This window comes from Mariprofundus ferrooxydans PV-1, from assembly GCF_000153765.1.
Classification (GTDB): Bacteria; Pseudomonadota; Zetaproteobacteria; order Mariprofundales; family Mariprofundaceae; genus Mariprofundus; species Mariprofundus ferrooxydans.
The window spans coordinates 1,029,660-1,044,593 of sequence record NZ_DS022295.1 but is presented as its reverse complement, the minus strand read 5'-3'; the positions used below and the strand labels follow the sequence as shown (position 1 = coordinate 1,044,593).

The 14,934-nt window shown below is 52.4% G+C and carries 13 protein-coding genes; all 13 read left to right on the top strand.

Annotated features, from left to right (window positions below):
- Positions 1-1,045 (top strand): UDP-3-O-(3-hydroxymyristoyl)glucosamine N-acyltransferase (gene lpxD / locus SPV1_RS11745; protein WP_009851433.1); only part of this gene is annotated, 1,045 nt, incomplete at its 5' end.
- A 54-nt stretch (positions 1,046-1,099) separates the two neighbouring features.
- Positions 1,100-1,546: a 3-hydroxyacyl-ACP dehydratase FabZ gene (gene fabZ, locus SPV1_RS11740; protein WP_009851432.1), complete on the top strand. Its 447-nt coding sequence runs from the start codon at positions 1,100-1,102 to the stop codon at positions 1,544-1,546.
- Complete coding sequence (gene lpxA / locus SPV1_RS11735; protein WP_009851431.1) at positions 1,543-2,346, top strand: acyl-ACP--UDP-N-acetylglucosamine O-acyltransferase; 804 nt, start codon at positions 1,543-1,545, stop codon at positions 2,344-2,346. The genes fabZ and lpxA overlap by 4 nt, the downstream gene beginning before the upstream one ends.
- 1 nt (position 2,347) lies before the next feature.
- Positions 2,348-3,169, top strand: a complete 822-nt coding sequence (locus SPV1_RS11730; RefSeq protein ID WP_009851430.1) for an LpxI family protein — start codon at positions 2,348-2,350, stop codon at positions 3,167-3,169.
- 23 nt (positions 3,170-3,192) lie between these two features.
- The gene (gene lpxB / locus SPV1_RS11725; protein ID WP_009851429.1) at positions 3,193-4,320 is read left to right on the top strand and encodes a lipid-A-disaccharide synthase; all 1,128 of its coding nucleotides are present in this window, start codon (positions 3,193-3,195) and stop codon (positions 4,318-4,320) included.
- A gap of 820 nt (positions 4,321-5,140) precedes the next feature.
- On the top strand, positions 5,141-5,521 hold the full coding sequence (locus SPV1_RS11715) for a hypothetical protein (protein ID WP_040881864.1): 381 nt from the start codon (positions 5,141-5,143) through the stop codon (positions 5,519-5,521).
- A 453-nt stretch (positions 5,522-5,974) separates the two neighbouring features.
- The gene (locus SPV1_RS11710) at positions 5,975-6,277 is read left to right on the top strand and encodes a hypothetical protein (protein WP_009851426.1); all 303 of its coding nucleotides are present in this window, start codon (positions 5,975-5,977) and stop codon (positions 6,275-6,277) included.
- Positions 6,278-7,073: 796 nt separating this feature from the next.
- On the top strand, positions 7,074-7,388 hold the full coding sequence (locus tag SPV1_RS11700; RefSeq protein WP_009851425.1) for a hypothetical protein: 315 nt from the start codon (positions 7,074-7,076) through the stop codon (positions 7,386-7,388).
- Positions 7,389-8,241: 853 nt separating this feature from the next.
- On the top strand, positions 8,242-8,934 hold the full coding sequence (locus SPV1_RS11690) for a dienelactone hydrolase family protein (protein ID WP_040881861.1): 693 nt from the start codon (positions 8,242-8,244) through the stop codon (positions 8,932-8,934).
- A gap of 135 nt (positions 8,935-9,069) precedes the next feature.
- Positions 9,070-9,348: an Asp-tRNA(Asn)/Glu-tRNA(Gln) amidotransferase subunit GatC gene (gene gatC, locus SPV1_RS11685; protein ID WP_009851422.1), complete on the top strand. Its 279-nt coding sequence runs from the start codon at positions 9,070-9,072 to the stop codon at positions 9,346-9,348.
- 54 nt (positions 9,349-9,402) lie between these two features.
- Entirely contained in the window at positions 9,403-10,881 is a 1,479-nt protein-coding gene (gene gatA / locus SPV1_RS11680) for an Asp-tRNA(Asn)/Glu-tRNA(Gln) amidotransferase subunit GatA (RefSeq protein WP_040881860.1), read from the top strand.
- A complete protein-coding gene (gene gatB, locus SPV1_RS11675; protein WP_009851420.1) occupies positions 10,878-12,311 on the top strand; it encodes an Asp-tRNA(Asn)/Glu-tRNA(Gln) amidotransferase subunit GatB in 1,434 nt (477 codons plus the stop codon). The genes gatA and gatB overlap by 4 nt, the downstream gene beginning before the upstream one ends.
- A 19-nt stretch (positions 12,312-12,330) precedes the next feature.
- Positions 12,331-14,931: a hypothetical protein gene (locus SPV1_RS11670; RefSeq protein WP_009851419.1), complete on the top strand. Its 2,601-nt coding sequence runs from the start codon at positions 12,331-12,333 to the stop codon at positions 14,929-14,931.
- Positions 14,932-14,934: the final 3 nt, after the last annotated feature.

Sequence of the window (14,934 nt, the reverse complement as noted above, 5' to 3'; positions counted from 1 at the left end):
CAGAAATAATATTATCATGCCAGTGATAGCCCGAACCGGTTCAGATCTGACTATTGCCGAAGCTGTAGCTATTGTCGGTGGTAGCCTGGAGGGTGGGGCTGTTGCTTCGCGCAAGATCACCGGCGTCAATACGTTGAAAAATGCTACGGAAACGGAAATCGGGTTTCTGTCCAACCAGCACTACAAGGGCGATTTATCCGCAACTGCTGCGGCCGCCGTATTGATTGCTGCCGGATCTGCTCATGAAGGGGCCAGTAGCGTCATTCTGGTTGATGACCCGTATCTGGCTTTTGCACGACTGCAGCGACATTTTCATCCTGCACCCGTTTCCGCCGGTCAGCGCCATGCAACAGCTGTCATTGCCCCGGATGCCCGCCTCGCAGCGGATGTGGATGTGGGGCCGCAGGCAGTGATCGGGGCGAGAGCCGATATCGGTTCTGGTTCAATTATTGGTCCCGGATGTGTAATCGGTGAAGATGTGGTGATCGGCCAGCGCTGTATATTGCATGCCAATGCAGTGGTCATGAACGGGTGTGTGCTGGGGGATGATGTCATACTGCAGCCGGGAGCCGTGATTGGCTCAGATGGTTTCGGTTATGCCTGGACGGGTGAATCATACCTGAAGATTCCTCAGGCTGGGCGGGTGATTCTCGAAAATGATGTGGAGATCGGGGCCAACGCATGTGTGGATCGCGGAGCCCTTGGCGATACGGTCATCGAACGCGGCGTGAAGCTGGATAACCTGGTTCAGGTTGCCCACAACGTGCGCGTAGGCGCATTTACCGTGATGGCCAGTCAGGTGGGGGTTTCCGGTTCGACCCAGATTGGCCGGGGTTGTCAGTTTGGCGGTCAGGTTGGCATTGCCGGTCACCTGAAGATTGGTGACGGTTGTCGGTTGGCAGGACAAACCGGGGTCATGAGCGATCTTGAGGCAGGTGGAACCTATGCAGGCTCCCCGGCCATGCCGCACCGGATGTGGCTGAGGGTCTCGGCAATCATGTTGAAACTGCCCGATCTGTGGAAATCGCTACGTACCCGTTCGTAAAATACGGCTTTTCTACTCTGGTAGTAGTATGGAACGATCATTTGAGGAGTAACGATGTCAGTACTGAATATTGACGATATCATGCAGCATTTGCCGCATCGCTATCCATTTCTGTTAATCGACCGGGTGCTTGGTTTTGAAAAAGAAAAAAGCATCCGTGCACTGAAAAACGTCTCTATCAATGAGCCGCAGTTTGCCGGTCACTTTCCGGGTCATCCGGTCATGCCGGGGGTGCTGCTGGTTGAAGCGATGGCTCAGGCTGGCGGTATTCTTGCATTTCAGTCGGTGGAAGATGATCGTGAATATCTGGTCTACTTTACCGGTATTGATGGCGTACGTTTCAGGCGACCTGTCAGGCCAGGTGACCAGGTGATTTTTGAGATGACCTGCCTGCGTCGACGTGGCTTCTTGTGGAAGCTGAAGGGTGAGGCTTTTGTTGATGGCAAGCTGGTGTGTGAAGGGACGCTAACTGCTACGTTGGTGCCCAAGGACGACGTATGAACAGCCTGATTCACCCGACGGCAGTTGTTGACAGCAAGGCGGTCATTGGCAGTAACGTCACAATAGGTCCCTTCTGCTGCATAGGACCGGATGTTGTGATCGGCGATGGTTGTAGTTTGCAGTCGCATATTGTTATCACCGGTCGCACGAAACTGGGTGTAAATAACAGGATATTTCCATTCGCTTCCATCGGCCAGATACCACAGGATTTGAAGTATAATGACGAACCATCGCAGACGATTATCGGCGATGATAACCAGATCAGGGAAAGTGTAACCATCAATGCCGGGACTGAGGGTGGCGGTATGGTCACCCGTATTGGTGATCGGAACCTGTTGATGGCCTATACACATATTGCCCACGATTGCCTGCTGGGGAACCAGATTGTGCTGGCCAATTGCGCGACCCTGGCCGGTCATGTTGAAGTGGCTGATCAGGCAATTATTGGTGGCCTTTCCGCTATTCAGCAGTTTGTCCGTATTGGCCGGCTGGCCATGATTGGTGGTATGAGCGGGGTAACCAAGGATGTGCCGCCATTTTGTCTGCTTGCCGGTGGTTACCGCAGCGGTCTTAGCGGGCTGAATATTGTCGGACTCAAACGTCAGGGATTCACGCTGGAGCGGGTGGGCCGGTTAAAGGAAGTCTATCGCCTCCTGTTGCAGGATGCAGGAAGTCGTGAGCAACGTCTTGCGCAGGCCGAAGCGATCATTCCCGCTGATGATGCGGATGCCCTCAGTATGCTGGAGTTTATTCGTACAGCCAAACGCGGACTCTCCATGCACGCACGCGATAGCGAATAGTGTGACCACTGCAGCCGGTCGTCGCATCGGACTTATTGCAGGCTATGGCCATTTCCCTCTGGAGTTGGCACAGGCGCTGAATGAGACGGGTTTTGAAGTGCATGTTGTGGCTGCACGTGAAGAGACATCAAAAGAGATTGAGGCGCTTGTCGCCTCCACCTGCTGGCTGCATGTCGGGCAGATTGGCGGCATGATCAAGGCCTTTAAAAAAGCGGGCGTGGATCAGGTTGTCATGGCCGGCAAGGTCAGAAAACTACACCTGTTTCGTAATTTTCGGCCTGACCTGACAGCCATGAAAGGACTGTTGCGTTTAAAAGACCGACGTGATGACTCTATTCTCAATACTATTGCGGAGCTATTGGCGGAGGCGGGGCTGACGCTGATCGATCAGACACGCTATGCGGGTGCTATGCTGGCGAGTGAGGGATTGCTGGCCGGTCCTGCCGCTGCAAAACGTATGCCGGACATCCGTTTCGGTTTTACTCATGCCAAGGCGATTGCCGGACTTGATATCGGCCAGACGATTGTCGTTCAGGATCAGGCTGTGCTGGCAGTGGAAGCGATTGAGGGTACGGATGAGGCGATCACGCGCGGCGGTTCGCTCGGCAGCGGCAAGGCAGCGGTGATCAAGGTAGCCAAGCCGAATCAGGATTTGCGCTTTGATGTGCCGGCTGTAGGGCCTGATACGCTGGCAACCATGCATGCCAGCGGCTGTACACTGCTGGCGGTTGAAGCGGAGAAAACACTGATTATCGAGCGGCAACGCTTTCGTGAGCTGGCCGCAAGTTATGGTATCTCTGTTTACGGCTACAGCGGGACGTAGTTGTTGAATACGACGGGCATCTGATGCGCTTTTTTATCAGTGCCGGTGAAACATCCGGCGATATGCACGCTGCCACCGTTGTGGCCGAGCTGCAGAATCGCTTTCCGGCAGCATCCCTTCACGGCATTGCAGGATCGCGCATGCAGGCGGCCGGTTGTCTGCCGCTGCATGATATGGCCGAGCTCAATGTTATGGGTTTTGGTGAGGTGCTGGCGGCACTGTCGCGGATTCGCCGTGTTGAGGAATCGGTTCTCGACTGGTGCAAAGAGCAGCGGCCGGATGTGGCTGTGCTGGTTGATTTTTCCAGCTTTCATATGCGTCTGGGACGCAAGTTGCGGAAGCTGGGTATCCCGGTCATCCATTTTATTGCCCCCAAACTGTGGGCCTGGGGTAGCTGGCGGGTGCGCAAGCTGATCCGCTCACAGGATGCACTGGCCTGTATTCTGCCGTTTGAACCGGAGTGGTTTGGCGAACGCGGTGTTGATGCACGCTATGTCGGTAATCCCAGCGCAGAAGCCTGCGTGGCTGGCTGGACATCGGCTGAATTAAAGCAGCACCTCGGAGTGCGTGAAGAACAAACACTGTTGGCACTGTTGCCCGGCAGTCGTCCACAGGAGTTGCGCACGCATGTGCCGCTGCTGGCGGAAGTGCTGCAACAGGTTCGTCAGCATGCACCTGATATCGCCTGTGTGGTGCCGGTGGCGCCTGGTGTGGAAATGCATGCGCTTGATGCACTCTGGCAGGCGGGGGCGGTGCCGCTGAAGCGGGAAGAGCAGGGTTATGCGCTCAGGGCCGACCTGGCTGTTGCGGTCTCCGGTACAGCGACACTGGAGCTGGCTTTATGGGACGTACCGACACTGTTGGTATATAAAACATCGGCTCTGTTTGCATTTCTGGCCAGACGGTTGGTGCAACTACGCTGCGCGGGGCTTGCCAATATCATACTGGGTGACAAGCCGGTGATGCCAGAGCTGATTCAGCAGGCGTGTACGGTGGACAATATTATGGCGCATCTGCTGCCACTGCTGGATGACGGCACAAGCGCTCTGGCACAACGTGAGGCGTTTAAAGAGCTGCGTCAGCGATTGGGCCAGCACAGGGTTGCCGCCAACGTAGTGGATATGGTGGGGCAACAGCTGGCCAACCGCTGAATCAGCAGCGATGGATTGCCGCAAGGCGGGGAACGAGTCGTTTTGTGAGGGAAGGGGGTAGATGTTTATTTATCTGAAATCCTGGTCACTACCCAATTGTCAAGCCAGGCACCATTAATGCAAGGTAGACCAAAAAGGTAATGGATATCAGATAAAGGGTAGCGTCCCCTTTACCAAGGATACCATGCTTTGGGTGGAAGTAAGGCAAATGGGAATGCTATATATTAACTGTCGATTTGACTTCTTCAGCAATGGAGTTGATGAGAAGTGTCGCGAAAAATGGCTTTAAGCTTTATTATGCAGATAAAGTGCCTTCTTATACACAAACAGCTTCACCTTTACTTATGCTTGAAGGTGCAGCTGATATAAACGGAATATATCAATATTACGGGGGAGGGCAGTAATATGTTTTTGAGTTTTAGTGAACTTTTATTGGTGTCAGTATTATTTGTTACACTTTCCGTTTTGATCGGAAAGAAAACTGACTTTGAATCTGGAGCTACAAACACAAAGAAAGCTTTGTATATTCTTTCAAACTTTATTCTGTTGAGTGTGTATTATATTTTATTGATGAATAAAGAGATATTTGGGCTAACGTTGATGGTAAATGGCCTATCTGAGATAATATTGGTAACTGTAATCATATATAGTGTGATCTTTCCCATAAAGTTTATGCGATAAATTTATAGTTGAAAAACTAGGGGTCAAAAACTAGGGGTCAGGACTCGTTTTGCGCTTGTTTAGCGGCGGATTAGATGATTCGACTGGAAAAGGGCTCTGACCCCTTATTCCTATTATGGTTATGCTCGAAGGAGATGATATGAATAAGAAACTACTTTCATGGTTAGTTATTTGTCTGTGTTTTTTGTTTGAATCATCTTGTGCTGCAAAGCCATGTGATCCTAGTGAAGCCAGAAAATTTTTCTCATTTGATGTTGAGTTTTCGAGCCCCTTAACTGTAGAGGAAGCTGAAAAACGAACGATGGTTAATATGAATAAGGATGGTAAATCAACAATGGTTCCATTTGGAGCATTCAATAATGAATGGAACGATCTTAAGGCTAATTATGAGAAAAATGGAGGTTGTATCATTTATTTCATCACTGAAAAAAGATCATGGGAAAGTTTTTCTGGCCGCGCTGGTTACCTTCTTATAAAAGATGGAAAGGTTATTGGTAGCATTGTAACTGAAATGAATTAATCAATCATAAAATCGGGTCGGACCGGGCAAATCCTTGGGAAGATTGGTGCTAGGCAAGGGCCAGGCTTTCAGAGAAGAAAACTAGGGGTCAGCGAAAACTAGGGGTCAGCGAAAACTAGGGGTCAGCGAAAACTAGGGGTCAGCGAAAACTAGGGGTCAGCGAAAACTAGGGGTCAGCGAAAACTAGGGGTCAGCGAAAACTAGGGGTCAGAAAACTAGGGGTCAGAAAACTAGGGGTCAGAAAACTAGGGGTCAGAAAACTAGGGGTCAGGACTCGTTTTGCGCTTGTTTAGCAGCGGATTTGATGATTCGACTGGAAAAGGGCTCTGACCCCTTTTCTACCATAAGAGCCCAAGCCGCGGGCTCCAGGTGTTTGGTAATATAGTTGGGTATTTCTTTGGGCAAACGGCCAGTTCCACGGCGCCTACAGCGTATCCTTAATAAGGGCTAGATATGACAACCAGAGCAAAAGCCTTACTGATAAATATTTTTTTTCATTTTGTGGTGCTTGGCGTTGGGGTGAGGCTTTTATTTTTTCCAAATTTACCAGATGGACATTGGTTTGTTTTACTGGTGATGACATTTTTCATGGACCCTATTGTTGCGTATTTGTTTGGTTGGAGTATGAATATGCGAACCACAGTGGGAGCTGATGCACCGAAATCGCACAGGTTCTTTACCTTTGTTGTTGGGCTAATAAGTTATATGTTTATTTTCTTGATTTGGATGGGTGTCATAGGTCATTGGTATGATTAAAGCAGAGAGGGGATGCAAATGAGGAAAGCTGGTGGCATCACAAAACAAGTCCTGACCCCTTATTCTTTATGAGGGATTCTCTGGTAATGACGGTGGAATTAAAATGATTTACCAACTGATGGCTAAGGATGAAAATGATGGACACTATGCATATAACTTGGTTGATTTAGCTATATCATTGGGAAGCCTTTAACGTAGGAATTCTTAAGCCAAAAGTATTTAAGTTATATAAATATGATAGAAGTCTAAAGAGTGTTGATTTTGTGAAAAGATATCGCACGCTGAAAATAAGGGGCTTGATGATTGAGTCTGGAACAGCTTTATCAGGTATTGATAACTTGATGGAGAGTAAATAGTGGCTTTGGCGCTAGATGTATATACTGCAATATTATTACTAGTAATCATAGTCATTACATACACGACTTTTGCACTGAAAAGAAAAACTAATGTATCAGCATTGGTACTAATTTTGTATTATGTGATACGAGTAATGTTATTGGGCGCTTACTTTAGTTTATTCGATCATCACCGTTTCTCTTTTTTGGAAGTGAACGACAACTTGTTAATTGATGCTATTTCCCTATTTGGAGCAGTACTTCTAATTTTTCTCCCATTGCCTAGTAAGAAAGGGGAATAGAAGAAAAAACTAGAAAAAACTAGGGGTCAGGACTCGTTTTGCGCTTGTTTAGCAGCGGATTTGATGATTCGACTGGAAAAGGGATCTGACCCCTTATTCCTCTTATTCCTTAATCTAGTTCAACAGGAGAGGCACAATACCCCTAATTATGGATAGAGCATGAAGACAAAGACGAAGACATTACTACTTAACATTTTCTTCCATGTTGTTGTGCTTGGCATTGTAGTGAAGCCCCTGCTGTTTCCGTCCATGCCGGGTGAGCATTGGATAGCGTTGATAGGCATGATGTATATAATGGATCCAATTATTGCCTTCTTTTACGGGTGGGATATGACTTTGCGCGGCACTGTGGGCGCGGATGCGCCAAAATATCAAAGAATAATAACTTTGCTCGTAGGTGTTGCTGTGTACATATTTATTCTTTTGATGTGGTTCGGAGTGATTGGAGATTTTCCCGATGGGAATGGAGGATAAAATAAAATGAGAAAGGCTGGCGGAGTCATATTAATCATCGTGGGAGTCATTCTTATAGCTCTGGCTGCTTTACGCGCATTCAGCGTGATTACGATATTTCTGAATAATGAGGCCTCGGGCTATGGGGTGGGTTTCCTCGCAGGCACAGCAGTATTCCTTATTTTGCTTTCTTTCTTGGGCATAAAGGCATTTAAGAAGGGGCGCGTCATGTTGAAGCCATCTGAGTCACTTAAGTAAATGGGATAGAGAGAAGTCCCCCTAACCATCATCGAAGTTTCGGTGCCGCATTATTTAATTCGGATTGATGAGTGAGGGGATAGGTTGGAAGAACTGGAAGTCACATGGTTGAGAGCAGCATCGGTATGGTGGGCGTTTATCTGGCGTAGTCTGTTGGCTGGGTTCGGTCTCGGATTCATTGCAGCGACTGCAGCATCTGTTTCAGGCCGAATTACGGTGACAGTTTACTAAATACACTAATTACATTGCTTCGCCCGCAGAAGCAGGGGAGGAAACGGAAGGATGGTAAGAAATGAGCATATACTGTCGCCGATCTCACGATTTCTGCTCGCGACCCGTTGAGCACGTTTCAAATGATGTCGAATGCACTGATTATGACCCGTGTGACTGCACATGACCGGGCCAGGCCAGGGTACAATCGATATATTCAAGGCTGTTGGTGGCGAGTGTTCTATCTGAGAAACAAGGCCTTCCTCTATTTCTCCAAAAAGGTAACGACCGGGTGGCTGGGTTGTCATAGAGGACGGTGCAAGATACGCGCTTTCAGGTTCTGCCATAGTCCGTACTCTTACGCAGTGCAGGTTCCCGCCGATTCATGCAGCGTCTGGAGGAAGTTATGGGTGATATGATCAGTATTAAACGGCCAGACGGCGGCATGTCGAAGGCCTATCTGGCCGAACCGAAAGCGGGTAATTGTGCGCCGGGGATCGTGGTGATTCAGGAGTGGTGGGGGCTCAACGACCAGATCAGGCGCGTCGCTGACAAGCTGGCTGCGGCTGGCTTCCGTGCACTGGTACCTGATCTGTATCGCGGCGAGCTGGCGCTGGAGGCCAACGAGGCCGAGCATTTGATGACCAGCCTGGACTTTGGCGATGCCGCGGGGCAGGAGATTCGCGGTGCCGTGCAGTATCTCAAGGGTTCGGGCAGTACCAGAGTGGGTGTGACCGGTTTTTGCATGGGTGGGGCGCTCACGCTGCTCTCGGCGGTATTCGTTCCGGAGAGCGACGCCAATGCTACGTGGTATGGCTATCCGCCACTCGAGTACGTAGATGCATCCAAAATTAAAGCGCCGCTGCTGGGCCACTGGGGTACGCGAGATCAGGTCTTTCCTGTCAGTGGCGTGGATGCGCTGGAGGCAAAGCTGCGTGAGGCGAACGTCGATTTCGAGTTCCATCGTTACGACGCCAAGCACGCCTTCGCAAATGAAGAGGCCGATTTAAAGAACTTCCCTCCGCTCGGCTACAATCCGGACGCTGCTGAACTTGCCTGGAAACGCACCCTGGCCTTCTTCGAAAAGCATCTGCAGTGATCGGACGCCTCGATTTGAGGTAATTTTTACCTGTTGATCCATTTTACGTCTATGAGAGCGGCGCTAGCTGATTGGTTATGGAGAAAAGCGCATGCCGCGACTATGCTTCGCGCACAAAATAGTGAGGCGGACACGATGGATATAGATGTCAAAAAAGTAGCGATGCTGGCCCGCATCCGGCTGACCGATAGTGAGGCCGATGAATTGGGCCCGCAGTTGGGCGGCATTCTCGGTTATATCGAGAAGCTTTCCGAAGTGAATACCGAAGGGGTTGCGCCGACGGCACACCCGCATGATGCGGCCATGCCGTTGCGTGCGAATGTAGTGACCAACAGTAATCGCCGTGATGCTCTGCAGGCCATAGCGCCGAGAGTGGAGTCCGGCCTCTATGTGGTGCCGAAGGTGATCGAATGATGTCGTTTCTCACCTTGATGAATACCGCTATCCCCAATATTGATGGAGCATCGCATGCCATTTAGTTCCCTGTCTGAAATCAAGGCCCGTCTGGATGCGGGTGAAACTACGGCTGTTGAAATAGCACAGCTCTATCTGGATCGTATCGCGACCCACAATGAGGCGCTTAATGCATTCGTGCATCTGGATGCCGATCATGTGCTGGCTCAGGCGCAGGCGTCCGATGCCTATCGCGCCAAGCATGCGCCACGTCCGCTGGAAGGTCTGCCGATCGCGGTCAAGGATATCTTCTGTACCCAGGATGGTCCTACGCGCTGCTGCTCCAATATCCTTGACGGTTTTAACGCGCCTTATGATGCGCACGTGATTACTCGTCTGAAGGAGGCGGGCGCAGTGCTGGTGGGCAAAACCAATATGGATGAGTTCGCCATGGGTTCATCGACCGAAACATCGGCCTTCGGCGTATGTCGGAATCCGTGGGATGTCAGTCGTATTCCCGGTGGTTCGTCCGGCGGTTCGGCCAGTGCGGTTGCAGCAGCACTGACGCCGGCAGCACTCGGTACCGATACCGGCGGATCGATCCGTCAGCCGGCAGCGCTGTGCGGTATTACCGGCCTGAAACCGACCTACGGACGCGTATCGCGTCGCGGCATTATTGCCTTTGCCTCATCTCTGGATCAGGCGGGGCCCATGACCCGTAGTGTGCGTGATGCCGCCATGGTGACAGCAGCGATGTCGGGTCACGATTCCGGCGATGCGACATCTGTGTCAGATGCTCCAGAACTGGACTGGCTGGCAGCATGTGACAAAACGGATATGAAGGGCCTGAGAATCGGCAAACCGAAGGAGTATTTTGTTGATGGCATGGATGCAGGCGTACGAGCCTCCGTGGAAGCAGCCCTGAAGCAGTGTGAAGCGCTGGGTGCGGAAATCGTCGATATTTCGTTGCCGCATACCGAGTATGCCGTGGCGACCTATTATGTGATTGCGCCGTCGGAAGCCTCTGCCAATCTGTCGCGTTATGATGGTGTGCGTTTCGGTCGCCGTTGCGATGAGCCGGAAGACCTGCTCGATATGTATACGCGCAGCCGGGATGAGGGGTTCGGTTCGGAAGTAAAGCGCCGTATTCTGACCGGTGCATTTGCGCTCTCATCGGGCTATTACGATGCTTATTATCTGAAAGCGCAGCAGGTGCGCACACTGATTCAGCAGGATTTCCTGCAGGCGTTCGAGCAGGTGGATGTGATTGCCACGCCGACCAGTCCGGTGACCGCTTTTGCCGTAGGTGAGAAGACCGATGATCCGCTGACCATGTATCTTGCCGATATATTTACGCTCGCGCTGAATCTGGCCGGTTTGCCCGGCCTGTCGCAGCCATGCGGTATGGTGGATGGTCTGCCGGTCGGTCTGCAGTGGATTGCACCGGCCTGGCGTGAAGATGTGCTGCTGGGTGCAGCCTCAGCCTATGAATCGGCGACGGAGTGGAGCAGCCAAACGCCACAGGCATTTGCCGCCAACGGAGGTGAGTCATGAGCTGGGAAGTCGTTATCGGACTGGAAGTCCATGTTCAGATCAATACTGCCACCAAGGCATTCTGCGGCTGCTCTACCGAATTCGGCTCCGAGCCCAATACCCAGACCTGCCCGGTCTGTCTTGGCATGCCGGGCCAGCTGCCGGTACTCAACGGCGAAGCGGCGGAGAAAACCATTCTGACGGGGCTGGCGATCAACGCCGATATCAACCTGGAATCGAAGTTCGACCGCAAAAACTACTTCTATCCCGACCTGCCCAAGGGTTATCAGATCAGCCAGTTTGCCGTGCCGCTGGTGGAGAATGGCTATCTGGATATTCCGGTCAAAGATGGTGGTGAAAAGCGTATCGGTATCACCCGTATCCATATGGAAGAGGATGCCGGTAAATCGATGCATGAGGGGTTGGATGGGGTCTCCCATATCGATCTGAACCGCTCGGGCGTGCCGCTGATGGAGATTGTATCCGAGCCTGACATGCGCTCTGCCGATGAGGCGATCGCCTACCTCAAGCAGTTGCATCAGCTGATTGTCTTCCTCGATGTTTCCGGCGCGAACATGGAGATGGGTCAGTTCCGTTGCGATGCCAATGTCTCGGTACATCAGCCGGGGACGCCTTTCGGTACGCGTGCGGAGCTTAAGAACCTGAACTCGTTCCGCTTTATCAAACAGGCGATCGAGTATGAGGTAAACCGTCAGATTGAACTGATTGAGGATGGCGGTGAAGTGGTGCAGGAGACGCGCCTGTTCGACTCGGCCAAGGGCGAGTCCCGTCCCATGCGCAGTAAGGAAGAGGCGCACGACTACCGCTACTTCCCTGAGCCGGATCTGCCGCCGCTGCGTGTGACGCAGCAGCAGGTTGATGCCATCCGGGACGGTATGCCTGAGTTGCCCGGTCAGTTGCGCCATCGCTTTGAAACCGAATATGGTCTCTCCAGCTATGATGCCGATGTCCTGACTCAGACGCGCGCGCTGGCTGACTGGTATGAATCGCTGGTAGCGGCACATCCTGCTGATCCGAAACGCTGTGCCAACTGGCTGGCCAATGAACTGCTGGGTCGACTGAAGGAACTGGGTAAGGAGATCGAGCATTCGCCTGTTTCCGCACAGCGTCTGGCGGGTATGTTGGATCGAATCGCCGATAACACGATTTCAGGCAAGATCGCCAAGGATGTCCTCGATGCCATGCTGGAATCGGACGATGATGCCGATGCGATTATTGAGGCTAAGGGACTAAAGCAGGTCAGTGATAGCGGTGCCATTGATGCGATTATTGAGGCTGTGATGGCCGCCAATCCCGATCAGTTGGCCGGTTACCGGGCAGGCAAGGATAAGCTGATGGGTTTCTTTGTCGGACAGGTGATGAAGGCGTCAAAGGGACAGGCAAATCCGGCCATGGTTAATCAGCGACTGCAAGTATTGCTCAAAGGGTGATAAGCGTGCGCGGGCAACAATGAACAAGTGGCTGCTTGCCATTGTGCTGATGTTGCTGGCGGCCCTGTTCTGGTGGCGGCTGGATGAGAATGCATTGCACGCAGCTATTGTGGATCAGACCAGCCGGCTGAGTGGTTCCCGAATGGAGGCTGAGAGTGCCAGACTGAACCTGATGCACGGGGTTGGTTTGCGCCTGGATCATGTAACCTTTACCTCACCGGGCCTCTCTGTGCAGGCCGGGCATGTGGATGTCAGTATTCATCTGTTGCCGTTGTTGTTCGGTAAGGTCGAGATGGGCACGCTGGATGTTCACGATGCGCACGTAAAACTGGATGGGGATGCGCTTGCCTCGCTGTCTGTCTCCTTTGCATCACTCCCTTTTGACCGGGTGCACATGAATCGCGCTACGATAGACGATGCCGAGGGTTCCCCTCAACTGGAAAATATACAGCTGGATGTGCGCAATATCGGTCTGAATCGCGAAGCGTTGTGGGAGATATCAGCGCGGCATGGCGCTTATGCCCTGCAGGGGCACGGACAGATTGCATTTCGGGCCGGAGCAGTGATGTCCGGTTTCGGAAAAATGAAACTGAAGTCGATACCTGCTTCGCTGCTGACATCAGTGGCGCCGGCCATGCTGACGGAGTGGTTCAGCCGGCAGAATCGGCGACTGACCGGTGGATTGACGCTGGATATTACAAGGCATCAGGGCTGGTCCCTGTTTGGCGAAATTGAAGCGCAGGATGATGTGACAGTGGCAGGGCAGGAGCAGGAGCCGATGCGCCTGCGCGGTAAAATAAGCCACCCTGCCGATGGCGAGCTGGTCTGGCACGACAGTTTTATTCACTTGCAGGATCGTGCCGTCATTGCACTGGACGGGCATTGTTTGTCCGGAAAGTGCGAGAGCCGTCTGGATGCACGCAATGTACCTGTCGGAGCATGGTTCAAGTTATTGCCACAAACCACTCTTCTGCCATGGTTTGATGGCAATACCCGACTAACCGGGATGGTTCGTTGGCATGGTGATGCCTGGCAGGCATCGGGCAGTCTTGGATTGACCCGTCTTTCATACCATCACGAACAGCAGCAGGCACTGGGGTTGCCTGCGATGCGTCTGGTGGCATCCGATCTGCACGGGGATAGGGGAGGATGGACGGGGCAGGCGCAGGTTTCATTCCCTCAATTCGAAGGCGTTATTGATTTACAGGCTGAATCTGCTGCCGGTATACGCCACCGCTCACATCCGGGGTGGCAGTTAAAGCTGGCATCCGAGAAGCTGGCGGATGGTGTATGGCAGCCGCTGGGCAACCTGCTGTTATCGAGTCTGAAGCAGGTGCCGGAGCTTTCCGGCAGCGGGGCGCTACGGGCGGGGATTATCCTGCATGAAGAACCGAAGCACTCACAGTTGCAGATTGATCTTGATGCCGCTCAGGCGACGGTGGGTTATGGCGAGCAGCAGTGGCTGAAACCGGCAGGGTTTGCCGCCAGCTGTCAGGCAACGATCGGCTGGCAGTCACTGATTAGTCAGCCGGATTCGATTCAGATGGACAACTGTACGCTGGATACCACACACCTTGCCCATCTTGAATACGCTCAGACAAAGAAAGTCGATACACTCAAACTATTCGAACTACAGCTGGATCTCGATCACCTGAATGAAAACCACTTTATCCTGCCTGCCTGGCTGCGACTCTGGCACGGAAGTGTCGAAGGAAACGGGAGCCTGGTTTGGCAACATGAAACAGGTGCGCTGGTTGATGCCGATGGTGTGTGGGATCTGCAACAACTGGGTACGGCTGGCTGGCGCCTGGCTGGCAGGGTGAAGGCAGCCGGAGGTGTATTCAGTAGCGATCATTTGCAGGTGAGCGGCACGCCGTGGCAGGCTGAACTCAGAGGGGAATTTAGTGCTCCTGCGCGCAGAGGTGCTATCGATGTGCTGGACAGCAGCCTTGACTGGCAGACGTTGCCACCGCTGCCGGCTGAGTGGATGGACCTTCGTCTGCACGGGCATATTGATAAGGCGAATTTGAATTTGGGTGGCTATCAATGGCAGGGGATTAGTTCAGATTATCAGTTGAGTCAGGGGCAGTTGAAGCTGATACACGGCCAGGTGCCTTTTGCCAGCGGCCTTTTGCAGACGGATGCCCTCGTGCTTGAACCGGGGCAGGATTTATTACGTATCTATGGAAAAATCAGAGGACGGGATCTGCTGCTGGAGCAGATGCCATGGATGGGAGCATGGTTGCAGGCGGATCTCTCCGGCAAGATGCAGGCGAATGTTGAACTCAAGGGGACATTGCCTGTGGCCGGTCTTGGCGACTGGCAGCACAGCAATGGCGATATTACGATTTACAGCGGCACGTGGTTGCCGCATACAGTGCAGCAGTCAAAAGAGGGTGCCGACGCAGCGCCGGCTGCATTCAAGAGGCTGAAGCTCCGCTTTCGGATACATGAGCAGGATGCCGACCTCTCCGGTATTGATCTGACCAGCCACGGCAAGCGTTATCGCGGTGATGCCTTGATCACGGCAGATGGCGCGATTACAGGTGCGCTGCGCGGTAGCAGCGCTTTAATACTCAGCGGAAAATGGCCGCATCCGGAGTGGCAGCCACAGCCATGATGA

Excerpts from the sequence above, each read along its gene's own strand:
- SPV1_RS11690 (WP_040881861.1), top strand. The coding sequence starts at position 8,242 with ATGGGTGATATGATCAGTATTAAACGGCCAGACGGCGGCATGTCGAAG.
- fabZ (WP_009851432.1), top strand. The coding sequence starts at position 1,100 with ATGTCAGTACTGAATATTGACGATATCATGCAGCATTTGCCGCATCGC.
- lpxB (WP_009851429.1), top strand. The coding sequence starts at position 3,193 with ATGCGCTTTTTTATCAGTGCCGGTGAAACATCCGGCGATATGCACGCT.
- SPV1_RS11700 (WP_009851425.1), top strand. The coding sequence starts at position 7,074 with ATGAAGACAAAGACGAAGACATTACTACTTAACATTTTCTTCCATGTT.
- SPV1_RS11710 (WP_009851426.1), top strand. The coding sequence starts at position 5,975 with ATGACAACCAGAGCAAAAGCCTTACTGATAAATATTTTTTTTCATTTT.
- gatA (WP_040881860.1), top strand. The coding sequence starts at position 9,403 with ATGCCATTTAGTTCCCTGTCTGAAATCAAGGCCCGTCTGGATGCGGGT.
- gatB (WP_009851420.1), top strand. The coding sequence starts at position 10,878 with ATGAGCTGGGAAGTCGTTATCGGACTGGAAGTCCATGTTCAGATCAAT.
- lpxA (WP_009851431.1), top strand. The coding sequence starts at position 1,543 with ATGAACAGCCTGATTCACCCGACGGCAGTTGTTGACAGCAAGGCGGTC.
- SPV1_RS11670 (WP_009851419.1), top strand. The coding sequence starts at position 12,331 with ATGAACAAGTGGCTGCTTGCCATTGTGCTGATGTTGCTGGCGGCCCTG.
- SPV1_RS11715 (WP_040881864.1), top strand. The coding sequence starts at position 5,141 with ATGAATAAGAAACTACTTTCATGGTTAGTTATTTGTCTGTGTTTTTTG.
- gatC (WP_009851422.1), top strand. The coding sequence starts at position 9,070 with ATGGATATAGATGTCAAAAAAGTAGCGATGCTGGCCCGCATCCGGCTG.